15 protein-coding genes are annotated in these 19,364 nt (G+C 73.5%); 3 read left to right on the top strand and 12 right to left on the bottom strand.

What is annotated here, in order from left to right; translation table 11 throughout:
- Positions 1-40: 40 nt before the first annotated feature.
- The 3 genes from murJ to ACY8FT_RS09860 are packed head-to-tail and all read right to left on the bottom strand — an operon-like array spanning position 41 to position 4,202.
- Positions 41-1,723 (bottom strand): murein biosynthesis integral membrane protein MurJ, encoded by a 1,683-nt coding sequence (gene murJ / locus ACY8FT_RS09870; protein WP_462418727.1) that lies wholly within the window; start codon positions 1,721-1,723, stop codon positions 41-43.
- Positions 1,720-3,744 (bottom strand): hypothetical protein, encoded by a 2,025-nt coding sequence (locus ACY8FT_RS09865; RefSeq protein ID WP_462418726.1) that lies wholly within the window; start codon positions 3,742-3,744, stop codon positions 1,720-1,722. The genes murJ and ACY8FT_RS09865 overlap by 4 nt, the downstream gene beginning before the upstream one ends.
- The gene (locus ACY8FT_RS09860) at positions 3,720-4,202 is read right to left on the bottom strand and encodes an NUDIX hydrolase (RefSeq protein ID WP_462418725.1); all 483 of its coding nucleotides are present in this window, start codon (positions 4,200-4,202) and stop codon (positions 3,720-3,722) included. The genes ACY8FT_RS09865 and ACY8FT_RS09860 overlap by 25 nt, the downstream gene beginning before the upstream one ends.
- A 98-nt stretch (positions 4,203-4,300) precedes the next feature.
- Between ACY8FT_RS09860 and ACY8FT_RS09855 the strand changes: the two genes are divergently transcribed.
- Entirely contained in the window at positions 4,301-5,767 is a 1,467-nt protein-coding gene (locus ACY8FT_RS09855) for a CCA tRNA nucleotidyltransferase (protein ID WP_462418724.1), read from the top strand.
- A gap of 4 nt (positions 5,768-5,771) precedes the next feature.
- Here the strand turns inward: ACY8FT_RS09855 and ACY8FT_RS09850 are convergent, their stop codons facing one another.
- Positions 5,772-5,990 carry a biotin/lipoyl-binding carrier protein gene (locus ACY8FT_RS09850; RefSeq protein WP_462418723.1) on the bottom strand — a complete coding sequence of 73 codons (219 nt, stop codon included), beginning with the start codon at positions 5,988-5,990 and terminating at the stop codon, positions 5,772-5,774.
- 114 nt (positions 5,991-6,104) lie between these two features.
- On the opposite strand from ACY8FT_RS09850, the gene ACY8FT_RS09845 reads away from it, so the two are divergent.
- Positions 6,105-7,418, top strand: a complete 1,314-nt coding sequence (locus ACY8FT_RS09845) for a UDP-glucose dehydrogenase family protein (protein ID WP_462418722.1) — start codon at positions 6,105-6,107, stop codon at positions 7,416-7,418.
- On the opposite strand, the gene ACY8FT_RS09840 is transcribed toward ACY8FT_RS09845, so the two are convergent.
- Genes ACY8FT_RS09840 through ACY8FT_RS09805 form a run of 8 tightly spaced genes read right to left on the bottom strand, consistent with a single transcriptional unit; the run spans position 7,394 to position 17,035 of the window.
- On the bottom strand, positions 7,394-8,521 hold the full coding sequence (locus tag ACY8FT_RS09840) for a glycosyltransferase (RefSeq protein ID WP_462418721.1): 1,128 nt from the start codon (positions 8,519-8,521) through the stop codon (positions 7,394-7,396). The two genes, ACY8FT_RS09845 and ACY8FT_RS09840, sit on opposite strands and share 25 nt — an antisense overlap.
- Before the next feature lie 2 nt (positions 8,522-8,523).
- A complete protein-coding gene (locus ACY8FT_RS09835) occupies positions 8,524-9,408 on the bottom strand; it encodes an ABC transporter ATP-binding protein (RefSeq protein WP_462418720.1) in 885 nt (294 codons plus the stop codon).
- The gene (locus ACY8FT_RS09830; RefSeq protein ID WP_462418719.1) at positions 9,395-10,339 is read right to left on the bottom strand and encodes an ABC transporter permease; all 945 of its coding nucleotides are present in this window, start codon (positions 10,337-10,339) and stop codon (positions 9,395-9,397) included. The genes ACY8FT_RS09835 and ACY8FT_RS09830 overlap by 14 nt, the downstream gene beginning before the upstream one ends.
- Positions 10,336-11,601 (bottom strand): nucleotide sugar dehydrogenase, encoded by a 1,266-nt coding sequence (locus tag ACY8FT_RS09825; RefSeq protein WP_462418718.1) that lies wholly within the window; start codon positions 11,599-11,601, stop codon positions 10,336-10,338. Before ACY8FT_RS09825 ends, ACY8FT_RS09830 begins: the two co-directional genes overlap by 4 nt.
- 57 nt (positions 11,602-11,658) lie before the next feature.
- Positions 11,659-12,351, bottom strand: a complete 693-nt coding sequence (locus tag ACY8FT_RS09820; protein ID WP_462418717.1) for a hypothetical protein — start codon at positions 12,349-12,351, stop codon at positions 11,659-11,661.
- On the bottom strand, positions 12,344-13,432 hold the full coding sequence (locus tag ACY8FT_RS09815; protein ID WP_462418716.1) for a UDP-N-acetylglucosamine--LPS N-acetylglucosamine transferase: 1,089 nt from the start codon (positions 13,430-13,432) through the stop codon (positions 12,344-12,346). The genes ACY8FT_RS09820 and ACY8FT_RS09815 overlap by 8 nt, the downstream gene beginning before the upstream one ends.
- The gene (locus tag ACY8FT_RS09810) at positions 13,429-16,620 is read right to left on the bottom strand and encodes a glycosyltransferase (protein WP_462418715.1); all 3,192 of its coding nucleotides are present in this window, start codon (positions 16,618-16,620) and stop codon (positions 13,429-13,431) included. The genes ACY8FT_RS09815 and ACY8FT_RS09810 overlap by 4 nt, the downstream gene beginning before the upstream one ends.
- A complete protein-coding gene (locus ACY8FT_RS09805) occupies positions 16,610-17,035 on the bottom strand; it encodes a hypothetical protein (protein WP_462418714.1) in 426 nt (141 codons plus the stop codon). The genes ACY8FT_RS09810 and ACY8FT_RS09805 overlap by 11 nt, the downstream gene beginning before the upstream one ends.
- Before the next feature lie 201 nt (positions 17,036-17,236).
- Here ACY8FT_RS09805 and ACY8FT_RS09800 point away from each other — a divergent pair, with 201 nt between their 5' ends.
- Complete coding sequence (locus tag ACY8FT_RS09800) at positions 17,237-19,276, top strand: glycosyltransferase family 2 protein (RefSeq protein ID WP_462418713.1); 2,040 nt, start codon at positions 17,237-17,239, stop codon at positions 19,274-19,276.
- Positions 19,277-19,364 lie beyond the last annotated feature (88 nt).

Genomic DNA, 19,364 nt, shown 5'->3' with positions numbered 1-19,364 from the left:
TGTAGGAGGGAGTGGGCGCCGGTGGGCGGTGGCCGTCCGGTCAGCGTCGCAGGAGCCGCTTGCGCACCTGCCGGACCACGCCGGACACCTCCCGGATGTCCAGCAGCGCCGTGAGTGCTGCGAAGACCGCGACGAACACCAGACCGGCCGCGCCGGCGGTCAGGGCCACGGCGCCCCACTGGTCGGCCACGCGGGGCACCTCCCGGCACGCGATCTGACTGGCGCCGCCGCAGTGGTTGGCCAGGTCCGTGCCGAACTCGAGCGCGTCGGCGCCGGTGAGGCCTGCGACCCACTGCATCGTGAACCAGGAGCCCGCCCCGGCCAGCAGGCTGGCGACGGAGAGGCGGGCGTAGAAGCCGACCAGCGACCCGAGCCGGGCCTGGGGCACCCGCTTGCGGATGAGGAGGGTCGAGAAGGCCGCGCCGCCGAACTGGGACAGGGTCTGGGCCAGGGCGATGCCGAGCAGCACGTGCTCGGCGGGGAGACCCAGCGCCAGGAGGGCCATCGCCGCGATCAGGGCGGTGGACACGATCTGGATGATGAAGGGCTTGTACCCCTCCTCGAAGGCGTAGTACGCCCGCTGGAAGAGCGCGATGGCGGCGTACGGCACCAGCCCCACCGCGAGGATGCCGACGGCGAACCCGATGGCGCGCACCGTGTTCGGCGTCTGCGAGGGGAACATGAGCGCGGCCACGGCCGGCCCCATCACCATGAGCAGCGCGGCCAGCGGCATGACGGCCGCGGTGGTACTGCGCAGCCCCTGACGGAGGTCCTCGCCGATGGCGTCCATGTCCCGGTCGTGGATGCGGCGCGACATGGCCGGGTACATCGCCGTGAGCAGGCTGACCGTCACCAGGCTGTGCGGCAGCATGAAGATGAGGAAGGCGCTGGTGTACGCGGCCTGGCCGGCGACGCCGTGCGGCGCGTGGGAGAGCACCGACTTGTTGGCCATGATGCCGAGCTGCGCGACGACGACGGTGGCGAGCGACCACAGGGCGACCGTGGAGGCGCTGCGCAGGCCCACCCCGCGGAAGCCCCACCGCGGACGGTAGGAGAACCCGATCTTCCGCAGCCACGGAATCAGGGCGAGCGCCTGGATGACGATGCCGAGGGTGGCGCTGCCGCCCAACAGCAGGATCATCGGCCAGGTGACGTCGGCGACCTGCGGCTCGCGCGGGTAGACCACCAGGTAGAGCACGATGCCGGCGATCTGGACGACGTTGGCCAGCACCGGCGTCCACATGTACGGCACGAACGACTCGCGGCTGGTGAGCACCTGGCCGAGCAGCGTGTAGAGGCCGTAGAAGAAGATCTGCGGCAGGCACAGCATCGTGAAGAAGACCGACAGCCGGGCCGTCTCGGGCGTGTAGCCCGAGCCGTAGAGGGCCACCAGCAGCGGTGAGGCGAGCACCGCGACGACCGTGAGCGCCGCGATGATCGTCAGCGCCAGCGTCAGCAGCCGGTCGGTGAAGTCCTGCCCGCCGTCCTCGTGCCGCATGGCCTTGGTGAGCTGCGGCACCAGCACCGCGTTGAGCACACCTCCGGCGATGATGATGAACAGCACGTTGGGCAGCTGGTTGGCCGTGTCGAACGCGTTGCCGACGTTGGTCGCCGCGCCCAGGGCGGCGGTCAGCAGGGCGACACGGACCAGACCCAGCACGCGGGAGGTGAGGGTCCCGGCGGCCATGAGGGCCGCGTTGCGGCCCACGTTGGAGGAACTCACGCAGGATCTCCGGTCTCGGACGGGGAGGGGGGCGCTCCGGATCGGACCTGGCGCACCGTGCGCCACGCTCCGAAGCCGATGAGGAGCGCGGTCACGATACCGATGCCGGTGTACCACCACCCGTCCGCCGGGCGGGCGTGCACGGTGACCTCACCACGGGCCAGCACCTGCTCCCCGTCCGGCGTGGTCACCAGGATGCGCACCGGGACCTGGCCGACGGCGTGGGCCTGGGCGGTGAACGAGGTGCTGGCCCGGCCACCGGGACCGAGCTGGAGGGTGTCCTCCGGCTGGTCGGCGGTCACGCGGTAGTTGCCGGGGCTGACCACCACCCGCAGGTCCTCGAAGGTCGTGGTGCTGCTGTTGGCCACGGTGGCGCGCAGCTCGGCGGAGTCCGCCAGCAGGTTGACGGTGCTGTCCTCGACGTCGAGCGCCCCCAGCAGGTCGTCGTGCGTCTGCTCGGCCTGCTCCAGGGCGCGCTGCCGCTGCCAGGGTTGGGTCCACGCGTCCGAGAGCAGCGCCACCGGGGCGTCCTGCAGCAGGTCCTGCTGGGAGCCGGTGGTCACGCTCGCCAGGGCCCGGGCGTTGTCCACCAGGGAGCCCAGCGGCTCCACCTCGCGGGGGGTCCCCTCGTCGGTGATGGCCGGCCACCTCGCCGTGCCCTCCCCGGGGCCGGTCGGGCAGGAGCTCGCGGTGCACGACAGGAGCTCGGAGGCAGGCAGCGACTCCAGCCAGGGCGCCTTCCCGGCGAGCTCGAGGGCATCGGCCAGGGCCTCCCCGTCGACGCGGGTCGGGTCGGGGGCCGCCACGACGTCCCGGGGGCGGTCCGGGTCCGGGACGTCCCCGGGCAGGAGGGTCAGCCCCAGCAGGGCCTGCCCCGGGACGGCGCGCCCGGTCTCGTCACCGGACGACGGGTCCCGCGGGGAGGCGAGGTGGTGGGAGAGCCCCTGGTCCACCCAGCCCACCCGGCGCCGGTTCCACCAGTTGCCCGGATCCTCCTCGGCCCCCTTCCCGCTGCTGGTGCCCTCGTCACGGAAACCGGCCGGTGCCAGCACCACCGTGTCCTCGGGCGTCCGGGACACGAGGCGGCGCAGCTCGGCGTCGGAGCTGCCGCGACGCCCCTCGGCGGAGCTCAGGTCCAGCAGCAGCGGGCCGTCGACGGCATCGGTGGGCTTCGTCGCGCGCTCCCACAGGGCGGTGTCGTCCCGGTGCACGGCCGCGGGGTCGACGCCGAAGCGGCTGAGTCGCCACAGCCCGTCCTCGGGCGAGAGCACCTCGGCGCTCAGCTCCTCGTCCAGGTGCGGCACCAGGGCCGGGTCCACGGCCGGGGTCACCTCATCGCCCAGGGTGGCGGCGGCGTCCACCGAGGGGCTGTCCCCGACCGCCTCGGTCCACGCGCCCGTGCGCTGCTCGGTGCTGCTGGAGAACTGCTCGGACGAGAGGGGCGCGGTGACCCCGAGGAGCCAGCCGACCCGGGTCGTGGGGGTGGTGGGACGCTCCGGGGAGCCGGCCTCCGGCAGCACCGGCACCACCGTCCGCTGGACGTCCAGGACCTCGCGCTCGCCGTCCACCGTGCCCGAGACGGCGACCGAGACCGGCAGGACGACGGGGCGGTCGCTCGGGGCGGTGGGCAGCGTCAGATCGAGGCTGCGGTGCGTGTCGGACCCGACGGAGCCGACGCTCTCGGACCGCACCCGGTGGCGGGCCCCCCGGCCCTGCTCCAGCCACTCGGTCACGCCGTCCCGGTCGGTGACCACGTCGGAGGTCGAGAGCGTCACCCTGACGTCCGAGACGGACTCGTCGGTGGTGTGCACGGAGGCGGTGAGGGAGACCTCGCGTCCACCGGTCACCCAGCCGGGTTCCACCTCGTCGAGTCGAAGGTCGACCGGTGGGGGGTCCGCCCAGCTCGTCGCGGGGTGGACCGTCCCGGCGTGCGCGGGCAGCGTCGACAGGACCCCCACCGCCCCCAGAGCCAGACCCCGCCGGACCCGCCGGGCGATCACCCGCCGCACAACCTGCGCCACGCCATCTGGGCGATCCGTCGCTCGTTGGGGAAGGTCAGGGTGCGGTGCGCGGTGGGCAGGTCGAACCACTGCACGTCCACCGCCTCGTGATCCGGGTCCTCCTCCACGGTGAGGCGGCCCCCGATCGCCTCCAGGAGGTAGTGGTGCACGCGCTTGTGGATGCGGCGCTCCGGGGTGGAGAACCAGTAGTCGATCGTGCCCAGAGTGAGGATGGGACGGCTGCGGATGCCGGTCTCCTCCGCGACCTCACGGACCGCCGTCTGCACGAGCGTCTCCCCGGCCTCCACGTGTCCCTTGGGCAGGCACCACTCCAGGCGGTGGGCTCGGTTGAAGCGCGCGATGAGCGCGAGCCGGGCCCGTCCCGGCTCGACCTTCACCACCACTCCACCGGCCGAGGTCTCGCGCATCGACGGCAGTCGCCGAGGCGACTGGACCGAGCGATGCATCGAGAGAGTCATCTGCTCATGGTAGCGGTCTGACCTGCGGCGACATCGGACCGACGGTGGAGGAACGGCCCCCGTAGACTCATCCGCCGCCCAGTCCCTACCCAGGAGCCGTGGTCACGACCGTGAGCGACACCCCCGCACCGAACCTCCTCCGGCGCGCCCTGCAGCACCTCGTGCCGGTGATGCCCCTGCTGACCGAGCTCGGGGAACGCTTCGCGGCGGCCGGGTACGAGCTGGCGCTGGTCGGCGGACCGGTCCGGGACGCCTTCCTCGGGCGCCCGTCCCCGGACCTCGACCTGACCACCGACGCCCGCCCCGACGACATCGAGCGGGTGCTCGAGGGCTGGGCCGACGCCACCTGGGACCTGGGGCGTGCCTTCGGCACGATCGGTGCCCGCAAGGGCGACGCGACGGTGGAGATCACCACCTACCGCTCGGACATCTACGACCGGGCCAGCCGGAAGCCCGAGGTCCGCTTCGGTGACGACCTGGCCGACGACCTGGTGCGCCGCGACTTCACCGTCAACGCGATGGCGCTGCGGCTGCCCTCGCTGGAGTTCGTCGACCCCCACTGCGGGCTGGCGGCGCTGGAGGCCGGGGAGCTGGACACCCCCACCCGGCCCGAGGAGTCCTTCGCGGACGACCCGCTGAGGATGATGCGGGCCTGCCGGTTCGCCGCCCAGCTGGGGCTGGTGCCCTCCGAGCGGGTGCTGGACGCGATGCGGGAGATGGCGTCCTCGCTGGAGATCGTCTCCGCCGAGCGCGTCCGGGACGAGCTCATCAAGCTGGTGCTGGCCGACCGTCCCCGTGCCGGACTGGAGGCGATGGTGCACACCGGCCTGGCCGACCAGGTGGTGCCCGAGCTGCCGGCGCTGCAGCTGGAGACCGACGAGCACCACCGCCACAAGGACGTCTACGAGCACTCCCTCATCGTCCTCGAGCAGGCGATGGACCTCGAGGGACCGCGCGAGGGTGCGGCCGAGGAGGTGCCCCACCGCGACCTGGTGCTGCGCCTGGCGGCCCTGCTGCACGACATCGGCAAGCCGCCCACGCGGAAGTTCCTGCCCGGGGGGCGCGTGAGCTTCCACCACCACGAGGTGGTCGGCGCGAAGATGACGCGCAGGCGGATGCGTGCGCTGCGCTTCGACAAGGAGACGACCCGCGACGTCGTCCGGCTCGTGGAGCTGCACCTGCGCTTCCACGGCTACGGCGAGGGGGAGTGGACCGACTCGGCCGTGCGCCGCTACGTCACCGACGCCGGGCCCGTGCTCTCGCGCCTGCACCTGCTGACCCGGGCGGACTGCACCACCCGCAACCAGCGCAAGGCGCGGCGCCTGGCGCGGACCTACGACGAGCTCGAGCAGCGGATCGACCGCATCCAGGCCGAGGAGGAGCTCGCCTCGGTGCGGCCGGAGCTCAACGGGCACCAGATCATGCAGGTGCTCGGCATCGACCCCGGACCCGTGCTCGGCGAGGCCTACGACCACCTTCTCCAGTACCGGCTCGACGCCGGGCCGGTGGGGCAGGATGCCGCGGAGGCCGAGCTGCGCCGCTGGTGGGCGGCGCGCGAGGGCTGAGCGGTCAGTCCGACAGGACGACCAGGGAGTCACCCTCCTGCACCAGGTCGCCCGGGCCGACGTGCACGGCCTCGACGGTGCCGGGGTGCTCCGCGAGCACCGGGATCTCCATCTTCATGGACTCCAGCAGCGCCACCTCGGTGCCGGCCTCGACCTGCTGGCCCACGGTGACGTGCACGGCGGCGACGTTGGCGACGAGTTCAGAGAGGATCTGCTGGCTCATGGGCGGATTCTCGCACCCCTGAGCGGCCCGGGTCGTCCACCGGGCACGGGGGCGATATCGCATAGTGTGAGGCGAACCAGCGAAGGCCCCTGACGGGGCGGAGGAGGCACGCGAATGCGCGTTGCAGTGATCGGTACCGGCTACCTGGGGGCCGTCCATGCCGCCGGCATGGCACACCTGGGCTTCGACACCGTGGGCGTGGACGTCGACCGGGCCAAGGTGGAGGCGCTGCAGTCCGGGACGAGCCCTTTCTACGAGCCGGGCTTCGACCCGATCCTGGCCGAGCAGGTGGACAGCGGCCGGCTGCGCTTCAGCACCGACTTCTCCGAGATCGCCGAGGCGGACGTCGTGTTCATCGGCGTGGGCACCCCGCAGAAGGCCGACTCGCACGCTGCCGACCTGACCTACATCGACGCCGCGATCGCCTCGATCACCCCGCACCTGAAGGACGGTGCGCTGGTGGCCGGCAAGTCCACCGTGCCGGTGGGCACCGCCGAGCGGCTGGCCGAGTACGTCGCGCAGAACACCGCCGAGGGCGTCACGGCCGAGCTCGCGTGGAACCCGGAGTTCCTGCGTGAGGGCTTCGCGGTCCAGGACACGCTGCACCCCGACCGCCTGGTGTTCGGCGTGACCTCCGAGCGGGCCGAGCGGATCCTGCGCGAGGTGTACGCGCAGACCATCGCCGAGGACGGGACCCCGGTGGTGGTCACCGACCTGTCGACCGCCGAGCTGGTGAAGGTGGCGGCCAACAGCTTCCTGGCCACCAAAATCTCCTTCATCAACGCGATGGCCGAGATCTGCGAGCACGCCGGGGCGGACGTCACCAAGCTGGCCGACGCGATCGGCCACGACGAGCGCATCGGCCGCAAGTTCCTCAACGCCGGCGTCGGCTTCGGCGGCGGCTGCCTGCCCAAGGACATCCGCGCCTTCTCCGCCCGCGCCGGGGAGCTGGGGGCCGGGCAGGCGCTGGAGTTCCTCGCCGAGATCGACAAGATCAACGGCCGACGCCGCGAGCACGTGGTGGAGCTGGCCCGGCGCGAGCTCGGCGGCGACCTCAACGGGCGCCCGGTGGCCGTGCTCGGCGCGAGCTTCAAGCCGAACTCCGACGACGTCCGCGACTCCCCGGCGCTCGCCGTGGCCGGTGCGCTGCACCTCTCCGGTGCCGACGTGCGCGTCTACGACCCGAAGGGCATGGCCAACGCCGCCAAGGTGTACCCGACGCTCACCTACGCCGACTCGGCGCAGGAGGCCGTCGCGGGCACCGACCTGGTGGTGCACCTGACGGAGTGGAAGGAGTTCCGCGAGCTCGACCCGGCGGCCCTGCGCGACACCGTGAACACCGCCACCGTCATCGACGGGCGCAACGCGCTGGACGCCGAGGCCTGGCGCGCGGCCGGCTGGACCTACCGGGGGCTCGGCCGCCCCTGACGCGCGGCCACGGCGCGCAGCGCGTCGAGGAACACCGGGGCCGTCGCCCGCCACCCGTGGTGGGCGACGGCCCGTTCGCGTCCGAGACCCCCCAGCCGGGAGCGCAGTGCCGGGTCCTCCCGCCAGGTGAGGAGGGCCGCCAGCGCCTGCTCGACCCCGGCGGGTCCGAACGGGACGACGACACCGCAGCCCGCGGCCTCGACCTCGGCCACCGCGAGGGGCAGCGGGGTGGTGACCACGGGGATGCCGTGGGCCATGTACTCCAGCACCTTGGTGGGCATGGAGTGGCGGAAGTTCGGCAGGTCGTCCAGCAGGCTCACGCCCGCCAGCGCCCCGTCCAGCAGCCGGGCGGCCTCGGCGTTCGGGACGAAGCCGTGGTGCACCAGGTCGCCCTGCTCCTGCGCGGTGCGCAGCTCCTGTGCGCAGTCCCCGGTCGCGGGGCCGACGACGTGCAGTCGGCAGGCCCCGCCGGTGGAGCGGCGCAGGGCGGCCCCGAGGGCCACGAGCTCCCGGCTGCCGCGCAGGCGCGTGACGTTGCCCAGGTACACCACGCGCTCGTCACCGGGGAGCGGCACCTCGTCGGGCACCGGGACGGTGTTCGGGACGACCGTGTGCGGGCGCGCGAAGCGCTCAGCGTAGGCGTGCTCGGCGAGCAGCAGGGTGAGCCGCCGCTCGGCCACCCGCTCCACCGTGCGGAGCGCCCGGGCGGCCCAGGCACCCGTGGGGCCCGGCAGGTAGCTGCGGGTGGGCAGGGCGGCGGCGGGGTCCTCGTGGACGTCCCAGACCACCCTGTCGGCCACCCCGGAGAACGGGACGGTGAGCAGCAGCTCGGGGTCGTGGAGCAGCACGACGTCGTGGTGCGGGCCCTCCTGCCGCAGCAGTCGTGCGGCGGCCCACAGCGCCCGCAGCCGACGACGGCCACTCGCTCGCGGCAGGTCGATGCAGCGCAGGCGGTCGGTGTCCGTCGGCGGCTCCAGGCCGTGGTCCCGGAAGCTGGCCGCGTAGGTGACCTGCCACCCGGCCCGGAGCATCGCGGCCAGCTGCCGCTCACGGATGCGCGCGTCCCCCGGGTGGTGGACGGTCGTGACGACCAGCACCCGCACGATCAGGTGTTCTTCCCGGGGGGCGTCTTCTTGGTCGGTGCCTGCTCGGGAGCCGGCTTCTTGGCGGCCGGCTTCTTGGGTGCGGCCTTCTTCGGGGCCGCCTTCCGCGCGGGACGGGTGGCCTTCTCGTAGGCGGTCATGACCTCCTCCACCGGGCCGTCCCGGCGCACCTTCCCGGTGTCCATCCAGATCGCCCGCGTGCACTGCTTGCGGATCATCGCGTTGGAGTGGCTCACCATGAAGACCGTGCCGGCCTGGTCGCGGATCTCGCGGATGCGCTTCTGGGCGCGGTCCTTGAAGTCGGCGTCACCGGTGGCCAGCGCCTCGTCGACCACCAGCACGTCGGGCACGACGGCGGTCGAGATCGCGAACCGCAGTCGGGCGGCCATGCCCGAGGAGTAGGACTTCATCGGCAGGTTCACGGCGTCCCCGAGGCCCGAGAACTCCACGATCGAGTCGAGCTTCTCGGCCACCTCGGCGCGGGACATGCCCAGGGCCTGGCAGCCGATCTGGATGTTGCGCACGCCGGACAGGGTCGGCATGAGCACCGCGTTGACGCCCAGCAGCGTGCTGCGGCCCTGCACCCAGATGCGCCCCGAGGAGGGCGGCAGCAGGCCCGCGACGGCCCGCAGCAGGGTCGACTTGCCGGATCCGTTGCGACCGATGAGCCCGATCGACTCGCCCCGGTAGGCGACGAAGCTGACGTCGCGCACGGCGTGGACGACGTCCTGCCCACCACCGACGGCACGGTGCCCGGCCCGGGCCAGGGCCCCGCGGCGGCCGGTGCCGGTGGACTGCGCCGCCCGGTGCTCGCCGGTGCCGAAGATGCGGTAGTGGATGTCGACGTGGTCGACCACGACCGTGGGTGTGCCCTCAGCCGCGTCCATAGGTCCCCTCCCCCCGCCAGAACCAGAGCAGGCCGACCACGGGCAGGACGACCGCCCAGACGGTACCGGCCACCCAGGTGGCCGGGTTCAGCGCGGCCTCGCCCATGAGGCTCTCGCGCACGAGGTTCATCATCACCGCGACCGGCTGGTAGGTCATGACGACGACCAGCCAGGACGGCGCGCCGGCGGCGGCCAGGTAGTGGTCCACGGCGTAGAACACGCCGGAGACGTAGCGCAGCAGCCGGATCACCAGCGGGATGAGGTTGGCCGCGTCGCGCGAGTCGTGCACGAGCCGGCCCAGCAGCATCGCGATGCCCAGCGACATGCTTCCGATGAGGGCAAGCGCCAGCGGGAAGCAGAGCCACTCCCAGGTCGGTCTCTCCCCGGAGAGCAGCATGATCACCACCAGCACCGCGAAGGTGGGGGCGGCCGCGATCATCTCCGTGAGCACCTTGGACACCGGCAGCAGCACGCGGGGGAAGGACAGCGAGCGGACCAGCTGCATCGAGCCGGTGACGGACTTCGCCCCCATGCTCATGACGGTGGAGAGGAAGGTGAAGGTGAAGATGCCCGCGGTGAGGAAGCCGATGTAGTTGTCGGTTCCGCCCCGCGTGCCCAGCAGCAGGCCGAAGATCAGGAAGTAGGCCGTGGCCAGCATGACCGGGTTGAGCACCGACCACACCTGGCCCAGCCGCGACTCCTGGGTCTTGGCGTAGGCCTGGGCGGTGGAGAGGGTCCACAGGAAGGACCGGCGGCTCCACAGGTCGGCGAGGTACTCACCCAGTCCGGGACGGTGACCGACCCGGTGCAGGCCGTTCTCCCGGGCGATCGCCTCGAGCTCGGCCGAGGACGGCGAACCGCCGGTGGAGGGGGTGTCCGGGGACTGCCCACCTCCACCGGCGGTGGTGACCCCGTGGGGGTCGCTGGTCACAGGCGGTGGCTGGTCTCGGTGTCTGTGGTGACGCCGCGGGTGTCGAGCATGCGGGTGGCGTTCTCGGCCAGGGCCTGGACGTCGTACTCGCGGTGGTTCTGGACCAGGATGGCCAGGTCGGCGTCCTGGACGCCCTGGAGGGCGTCGGTGACCTTGGTGGCCTGGCCGTTCAGGGCCTTCCAGTCCTCGACCTTGGGGTCGTGGAACTGGACCTTGGCGCCCTTGGCGACCAGGGCCTTGGCCAGCGGGACGGCCGGCGACTCGCGCTGGTCGGCGATGTTCGGCTTGTAGGTCACACCGAGCAGCAGGACGGTGGCGCCCTTGAGGGCCTTGCCGTCCTCGTTCAGGGCGTCCTGGGCGCGGGTGACGACGTAGTTCGGCATCTGGGAGTTGATCTCCTGGGCCAGCTCCACGAAGCGGAAGGGGTAGCCCAGACGCGAGCGCACGTTGTGGGACAGGTAGTTCGGGTCGATCGGGATGCAGTGCCCGCCGACGCCGGGGCCGGGGTAGAAGGCCTGGAAGCCGAAGGGCTTGGACTTCGCGGCGTCGATGACGTCCCACAGGTCGATGTTCAGGTCGTGGCAGAAGCGGGCCATCTCGTTGACCAGGGCGATGTTGATGTGCCGGTAGGTGTTCTCCAGCAGCTTGGCCGTCTCGGCCTCGCGGGTGCCCTTGGCGCGCACGACGGTGTCGACGAACTGCTCGTAGAACTTCGCGGCGGCGTCGCCGCCCTCGGGGGTGTACCCGCCGACGACCTTGGGGGTGTTCTTCGCGCCGAACTTCTCGTTGCCCGGGTCGATGCGCTCGGGGGAGAAGGCCAGGTGGAAGTCCTTCCCGGCGGTCAGGCCGGAGAGCTCCTCCAGGATGGGGCGCACCACCTCGTCGGTGGTGCCCGGGTAGGTCGTGGACTCCAGGATCACGGTGGTGCCGGGCTTGAGGTTGCGACCGATCGCGGCGGTGGCGCCCTCGACGGCGCGCAGGTCGGGGCCGCCCTCGTCCGACAGGGGGGTGGGCACGCAGATCACGATGGTCTTGGCGCCGGCCATGCGGGACTCGTCGGTGGTGGCCTCGTAGCCGCCGGCCAGCATCTCGGCGATGTCGGAGTCGGACAGGTCGTCCACGTGGGAGACCCCCGAGTTCAGCGCGTCGACCAGGGACTGGGTGATGTCGTACCCGATCACCTTCAGCCCCGCCCTGGTCGCTTCCTGCGCCAGCGGGAGGCCGACATAGCCCTGCCCGACGATCACAACATCAGCAGTCACGAGAACTCCTTCTCAATCTGCCTGCGCAGGTGGCAGGCCACACTCGTCGTCGTCATGTTACCCGCGCAGAGGGCGGGGAGAACGCTTCTCCGGGTGGTCGACCATGTGATCATGCCGACCCACCTGCCCGGTGCCCGGGGTCCGCGGGCCGGAGCCGGCGCGGCGCGGTGCACTGCGGGCGGCCCGGTGGGCCCGCTGCCGGTCGGCCACCACGCGCAGTGCGGTGAGGTGCTCGGGCGACAGGCCGTCGGGCCCGGCACGGAGCACCAGCGTGGCACCGAAGCCCGTCACGAGGTCGGCGACGCGCTGCCCGAGGAGCCGCGTGCTCGTGTCGTGGGCGGGCACGAGGTCGAACGGGCAGCCGGTCGCCCGGGCGGCGGCCACGGCGGACTCGCTGGTCAGCAGGACGGGGCGGAACCACGGCTCCTGGAGCTGCTGGCGCGCGACGGCGGCCAGCGCCTGCTCCTCGGCGTCACCCAGGTGGTGGGTCTCGACGCCGACCACCGGCCAGCGCTCTGGCCCCGGGTCCTCGGGGTGGCGGCGGGCGCGCTCCGCGACCGCCTCGGGTGCGGTGGCCAGCGGGAGGATCCGCTCCTCGCCCTCCAGGGCGGCCACGCGGCTCAGCGCGTCGACGAGCACGGGCTGCGAGCGCACCAGGTCGAGCACCGTGTGGACGGCCCGCTGCAGCACCGGCTGTCTGCGGACCAGGCCGGCGCCCTGCCGGGCGATCGCGGCGAGACGGTCAGCCATGGCGCACCTCCTGCACGACCTCGGCGATGACGGCGGCGGCCGCGGCGGCCCCGTTGCCCGGGTCGGCCGCTCGGGCGCGCTCGGCCATCGCGGCCCCCTCCCGGACCAGGCGCCGCACGGCCTCGGTGGCACCGGCGGGCGTGACCTGTGGCAGGTCGACGGCCCAGCCCTGCCGGCCTGCGTGGTCGGTGCGCCGGGCCTGGTCGTCCAGGCTGGTGTCGGTGTTCGGCACGAAGGCGCTGGGCAGTCCCAGCCGCAGCGACTCGTGGAAGCTGTTGTAGCCGCCGGCGACGAAGGCGAGGTCGAAGGCGGCGAAGCAGCGGGCGATCGGGAAGTCCCGCACGACGTGCACGTCGGCGTCGTCGACGGCCCGCCGGGCGATGGCCGGCTGGGTGACGCACACGCCGATCCCCTGCTCCCGCAGCGCGGTCCCCGCGGCGCCCACCGCGTCGGAGGTGTCGTTGATGTTGCCCGCCCCCAGGGAGAGGAGCGCCAGCGGGCCCTCGGCGGGCAGGCCGAGGTGGCGGCGGGCGGCCGCGGCGTCCAGCAGGTCGCCCCGGTCCACCAGCGTCACCGGGCCGACGTGGTGCAGGCGAGGGTCCTCGACGCCCACGGTGGCCCCGGCATCGGCCGCGGCGGAGAGGTCCCCGGGCTCGATGACGCGGGCGAACCAGTCGCTCTTGTCCAGCTGGTCCCGGTTGCGCCCGGGGCGCCACATGCCCCGTCGCGACCAGATCCACCGCGTCCCGGGGAACTCCTCGACGGCCCGGTCGATGCCGCGGTAGGGGTGGGTGCCGTCGAAGACGACCACGTCCGGGCGCACCCGCTCGAGCACGTCGTGCAGGCGGTGGGCGAAGAAGCGCCGCCACTCCGCCGAGCGCATGCCGGTGGCGCCGCTGCTGGGCAGGTACTCGGTGTCGTACCCCAGCGTCCGCACCATCGGGGCCGCGGTGGACAGGGAGAGGAACGAGACCTCGACCCCGGGCAGCGCGTCAGGCAGGTGGCGGGCGTAGGCCAGCAGCCGGGTGAGGTGCCCCATCCCTGCGCCGTTGCTCGACATCATGAGGACCCTCGGCGTCACGACGCCGCCCTGGGTGCGGGGCGCACGGAGACGCGCTGCGGGGTGGGGCGGGTGGTGCGCCAGACCAGGCCGTGGTCCAGCGGGCCGGCCGGGAGGTCCAGGTGCACGGTCGTGCCCTCGACGGCCGACCGGGTGCCCTCCGGCACCAGGGCGGCGCACTCGCCGTCGCGCAGCAGGACGACGCCGCGGACGCCGGGGGTGGCGTGGACGGCCTCCAGGGCCGCGCGCTCGGAGCCGTCGGTCGCGAGCGCGCGGGCGTACCGGTCCAGGGCCGTGCGGACCGTGGTCGGCCGACCCACCACGGCCAGGGCGTCCGCGTGCTCGCCGTCGGCCGGGCGGCGCAGCGGCACCAGCTGGACCTCGGTGGTGCCGGCGCCGGTGAGCGTCACCGTCAGCGGGCGACGGGGGTTGGTGGACGGGGTGACCTCCAGGGTGACCGGCCCGTCCTCGGGCAGCTCGTCGGTGGACGCCTCGCCCCCGGGCGGGGCGGGTTCGGCGGTGGCCTCGCCGACCAGGGTCTCCACGTGCTGGGTGAAGGACTCCCGCGAGTAGCGCTCGGCCACGGCCCGCAGCTGGTGCTCCACCCGCTCGCGGTAGGCCGTCGGGTCGGCGAGCAGACCGCGCACCACCGCGGGGATCTCCTCCGGCTCGGCGTACAGCAGCAGGTCGCCGAAGGTGTCGCGGTGCTTCGGGATGGCCACCACCGGGACGCCGCTCGCGGCCGCCTCCAGCAGCGTGCGGCCGAAGGCCTCGTGGGCGTCCGGGTTGTCCGCGTAGACGAAGACGTCGATCCCGGCCAGGAAGTCCTCCACCGGCATCGCCCCGTGGGGCAGCAGTTCCCAAGGCGTGGTCGGCTTCTCGACCGGGCGCCCGTCGGCGCGGGCCTCGGAGCGCAGCCGCTTCACGGTGCGCGGGGCGCCCATCATGCGCACCCGCACGTCGGGGCCGAGGTCGTAGGCCGTCGCCAGCGTCTCCCAGGTGGTCGGGAACTTGATCCGGTCGTCGCGGGAGTAGCGCCCCACCACGGGGACCTCGGGCAGCGGCGCGTCGGGGTCCCGGGTGGGCCAGGTGGCGACGTCCACCAGACCGGGGTCGTCCCAGTCGGTGAGCGCCTCGGTCTGCGAGCTCAGGATGCGGCGGATGCTCGGGCCCTGCGGCGACCACAGCGGGTCCACCCCGAAGAGCTCGCGGGCGTGGTCCTCCACCGTGGTGACGCTGTAGCGCTGGTCGGAGCCGTCGCGCTCGGCCGGTGCCTGGTTGGCCACGATCACCAGGTGGCTCGGGCGCACCGCGGCCGGTAGCCCGTCGCGGTCGGTCGGCGGCACCGGCGGGTACTGCAGGATCGGCGGGTAGCGCAGCATCAGCAGGTCGACGTCGACGGCGTCGTCCAGGTGCACCAGCCGGACCGTGCGGGCGTCCAGCAGCTCCTGCAGCGGCTCGCACAGCGGGTCGTCGGTGGAGCGCATGAAGCGCAGTGCCTCCAGGTGCATGACGCCCACCGAGTGGCCGGCGGCCAGGAGGCTGTGGATCTCCTCCATCATCGACCGCTGCGGGCCGCCGTAGCGGCGCCAGTCCCCGGCTAAGACGACGTCCACGTGCGGGCGCGGGGCGTCCGGCACCTTCACCAGCGAGCTCCACCGGTGCGGACCGGCGATCTGCGGCGGCCCCTCCGGCTCCAGCCACGGGTCGGCCCCCTCGGCGATGCGCTCGTGCCAGCCCGCGTACGCGTTCTTGTACTCGTGGCGGGAGGAGTGGCGCCAACCGCGGGTGAAGTCGCTGGCCGAGAGCGAGGCGGCGTCGGTGCGCATGAGCACCAGCACGTGCTCGGTCTGCAGCACCTCCTCGCCGGTGGCCGCCTCCAGGCGGCGGGTGTACTCGGTGTCGGCGGCCTTGCGGACCGGGTCGAAGAAGCCGATCCGGGCGACGCCGGGCACCATCGGCACCATGAGCGAGGGAGCGCAGGAGATCGTGCCCGGGTACCCGGGGCGGGTGATGCGCAGGTCGTCCCCGATGCGCAGGGCGCGCTGCCGTGTGGCGACGGCCGGGGCCTCGGCGGGGTCCTCGGGCGTCAGCAGCGGGCGCACGCCGGCCTCGAGGAGCTCGGGGTGGGCCCAGTCGTCGCTGTCGAGCACGACGATGGCGTCGCCGGTGGCACGGCGGATCGCCGTGTTGCGGCAGCGGTAGGTACCCCCGTTGACGGCCTTGCGGATCACCTGGATGCGGGGGTCGAGGTCCTCGATCGCCTCCAGCACGCCCGGCGTCGGGTGCGGCGAGGCGTCGTCGACGACCAGGAGCTCCCAGTTCTGCCAGGTCTGGCCCACCAGCGAGCGGGCGGCCAGGAGCACCTCCGGCCCGGGGTTGAAGGCGCTCATGATCACGGTCACGCGGTAGGGGTGGTCCACCGGGGTGCCGCCCTCGCCCAGCAGGCGGTCGAAGGGCGTGCGCAGCAGCGAGTCCGCGTCGAGACCGTGGCGGGCCAGCCAGTCGCGGTCGAAGAGGTCGTCGACCTCCGCCAGCCGGACGGTGGCGCCCAGGCCGGCCCCGAGGCGGCCGGAGAAGGTGTCCCACCAGCGCTCGTGCGCCGCCGGGTCCGGGGTGGCCGGGGCGCTCGCGTCCGCGTTCGTGGAGGCGGTGCGCCAGGGGTTCAGCAGGTCGATGGCCGACAGCTCGGTGGGCTCGGCGTTGCCGCGGCCGCGGTCGAGCACGGCGCGGGCGCGCTCGGCATCGCCGGGGGCCTGGCGCACCACCAGCAGCTGGGCCCACAGGTCCGCGGCCGGACCGCCGGGGTGCTTCCCCCCGCTCAGCGCGTCGGCGAGCTGGAAGAGGCCCAGGGCTGCCGAGACGTCCTCGGGCGTGCCCAGCTGCAGGGCCACGACGCGTGCGTACTGGGTCAGCAGCGCCGCATCGGGGGCGGACAGCCCGTCGGCGTCGGCGGCGCGCCCGGGTAACTCCCCCGCATCGACGCGGCGGCCGAGCTCCTCCAGCTGGTCGGGCGTCGTGTCCGGCCCCCCGGCCAGCAGGGCGAGCACCGCGCGACCGGCGACGGACTTGGTGCGCAGCAGGGTGGCGACCAGCCGGTCGGGGTGGCGTCGGGCGTGACCGGCGTGGTCGGCGGCCACCCGGGCGTCGGTGGTGACGACCGGCAGGTGCACCACCGGCGGCACCGCAGGGGTGCCCTCAGCGGTCATCGCGGGCGGAGCGCAGGTCCTCGGCCGCGGACTCCAGGGCCGACTGGGCACGGTCGAGGCGACCGAGGTACTGCGCCTGGATGAGGCGCACGGCGCCGGTGACGTCCTGCTGCGGGGCGGCCGCCGGACGCGCGGGTGCCGACGCGCCCGGCTTGCCCTGCGCGGAGCGGGCGGTCGCCTTGCCGGTGCGGGCCGGGGCGGCCTCGACCTTGATGGTCTGGAGCAGCGACTTCACGCGTCGCGGCAGGTAGCGGACGCGGCGGTTGGTGTCCATCGACACCACCAGCTGCGCGGTGAGGATCAGCCCGAGCGCGGCGGCGGTGAGCCAGTAGAGGCCGAACGCCGCGCTCACGGTGGCGACGAGCACCAGCAGGAGGGCGCCACCGATGGCGGCCATCATCTTCGTGGACTTCATGGGCTCCCGTTCCGGCACACGTGGTGCATGAGGTGCTGCAGCTGTCTGTGCCCCCGGGGTCTCGGTTCCGGCGGCGACGTCACCCGAGAGTATGGCAGCGCGCCACGTACGATCGTCCCGGTCCGGCCGGGGTGTCGCCCGATGCGTCGGTGGGCCAGTCCGCAGCCGTCCCGACGGCCCCCGGTATCGGAAGGTTCCCCCGTGGCATCCACGCCCACCGTGCGTCCCGCAGCCGCATCGGCGGCCGACCTCGCCGTCGCGTCGGCCCACCGGGGCGCGGGTGACTGGGCCCACGCCCTGCTGGCCACCGCCGACGAGCCGCCGCTGGCGCTGCTGAACACCGCGCTGCGGACCGACGCCCCGGTGCTCGTGGAGGCGCTGGCCCGGGTCGCGACGGGAGCCCGGATGTCGATGACGGAGCTCGCCGAGCACGTGGAGCGCGCAGGGAACCACACCGAGGTGCTGGCCCCCACCGTCGCGGCGCCCGGGGCCCCGGTGACCGGTGGGGACATCGGCCGGGAGCGCGCCCTGCACCAGGTGTCCTGCGTGGCGGCGTTCTGGTCCGGGCGGGCCGTCGACGAGGAGTCGACCGCCCGCGGGCTGCGGCTGTTCGAGGCGCTGCTCGAGGTGCACGGGCCCGAGGCGCTGCCGGTGAAGCTGCGCGCCATCCCGCTGCAGCAGGCCCTGCTGTCCGACCGGCCGGAGCTCGCTCGGCGGTGGGTGGACATGCCGGGGGCGCGCAAGCAGGTGGTGCAGGGCGTCCGGACCGACCTCGCCCGCGAGGAGGTTCTGGCGGGGGGCTCGTCGCGGTCGGGCTCCCGGGCCGAGGCCGCGTGGCTGGAGTCGCTGAACACCCGCTTCACCCAGAGCCGCTGCACGCCGGTGACCCTGACGGCCGAGGGGAGCACCCCGTACGACCGGATGGAGGCCGAGACGCCGCGCCGGGTCGAGGACGGTCCGCTGGTGACGGTGCTCATGCCCTGCTGGCAGCCCGACGAGGAGGGTCTGGTCACCTCGGTGCGCAGCATCGTCGCCCAGACCTGGCAGCGGTTGGAGATCCTGGTGCTGGACGACGCGTCCGGGCCGGACTTCGACGCCGTCTTCGAGCGGGTGGGGCGCATGGACGAGCGGATCACCGTGGTCCGCATGCCCGCCAACGGCGGGTCGTACGTGGCGCGCAACCACGGCATCTCCATCAGCCGGGGCGAGTACGTGACCGTGCAGGACGCCGACGACTGGTCGCACCCCGAGCGGATCGAGCGGCACGTGCGGGACCTCGAGGCGCACCCGCAGGCGCCGGCGAACCGCTCGCAGGCGATCCGGGTGAAGGACGACCTGACCCACCAGTGGCTGGGCTACCCGCCGGACCGGCGCAACGCGTCCAGCCTCATGGTGCGGCGCTCGGTGCTGGAGGAGATCGGTGGCTTCCAGGCGGTGCGCAAGGGGGCGGACTCGGAGTACCACTTCCGTCTCGACGCGCTCGGGCGGCCGGTGCGGGACATCGACGACTACCTGGCCGTCATCCGGCTGAGCATGGGCAGCCTGTCGCGCGGTGACTTCATGTGGAACCGCAACAACCCCGACCGTCTGCTCTACCGCGGCGTGTATGCGGCGTGGCACCGGGCGATCAAGCGCTCCGGCGGCGGGCGGGGGCCGCGCTCGCGGCAGCTGGCCGGGGCGTCCGGCATCGACCGGTCGACCACCCTGCCCTTCCCCGTGCCGCGGGCATGGTGCCGCAACCTGCCGTCCGGGGACGGGGAGAGCTTCCCGGGCAGCGGTGACGAGGTCACGCACCCCTGGGTGCTGCGGGGCGACTTCAGCCAGCCCGAGCGGGTGGAGCAGCTGCGGGAGTTCCTGGCGGCCGGTATCCGGCCGGTGCTCTGGCACCAGGAGCGGCCGTTGCCGCTGTCGGAGCTGCGGCCCGAGCTGTCGCCGGAGGTCGCGGACCTGATCGTCGCCGAGGGGCTGGTCTACGTGTCGGTCAACGAGCTGACCTTCGCGGAGAACCTGGTGGTGCTGGACGTGGGTCTGGCCGGGCGCGAGGCCGGCAAGGTGCGCGCGGGGGCGGTGTGGGTCGATGCCGACCGCCTGACGGACGACAACGGTGCGGCCAGCGTCACGGACCTCACCGTCGTGCCCGGGCAGCTGCGTGAGGCGTTCGGGGTCGAGCCGGCCTGGGTGGTCCGGGACCCGGCACGGCCCGTCGTGCCCGGCGCGCAGCGCGCTCCCTGGGTGGGGTGAGGCGGGGCGGGGGGCCGGTGCCTCTGCTGCGGGACGTCTGTTCGCTCTGAGTGCCGTGTGAGGAGCTCGCAGGCTTTGTCCACAGGGT

The sequence above is a fragment of the Kytococcus sp. Marseille-QA3725 genome, from assembly GCF_054950055.1.
This window is presented reverse-complemented; position numbering and strand designations above follow the sequence as displayed.

Bases quoted from the DNA above. Each gene is read 5' to 3' on its own strand.
- ACY8FT_RS09860 (WP_462418725.1), bottom strand. From the start codon at position 4,202: ATGACTCTCTCGATGCATCGCTCGGTCCAGTCGCCTCGGCGACTGCCG.
- ACY8FT_RS09850 (WP_462418723.1), bottom strand. From the start codon at position 5,990: ATGAGCCAGCAGATCCTCTCTGAACTCGTCGCCAACGTCGCCGCCGTG.
- ACY8FT_RS09845 (WP_462418722.1), top strand. From the start codon at position 6,105: ATGCGCGTTGCAGTGATCGGTACCGGCTACCTGGGGGCCGTCCATGCC.
- ACY8FT_RS09835 (WP_462418720.1), bottom strand. From the start codon at position 9,408: ATGGACGCGGCTGAGGGCACACCCACGGTCGTGGTCGACCACGTCGAC.
- ACY8FT_RS09820 (WP_462418717.1), bottom strand. From the start codon at position 12,351: ATGGCTGACCGTCTCGCCGCGATCGCCCGGCAGGGCGCCGGCCTGGTC.
- ACY8FT_RS09810 (WP_462418715.1), bottom strand. From the start codon at position 16,620: ATGACCGCTGAGGGCACCCCTGCGGTGCCGCCGGTGGTGCACCTGCCG.
- ACY8FT_RS09805 (WP_462418714.1), bottom strand. From the start codon at position 17,035: ATGAAGTCCACGAAGATGATGGCCGCCATCGGTGGCGCCCTCCTGCTG.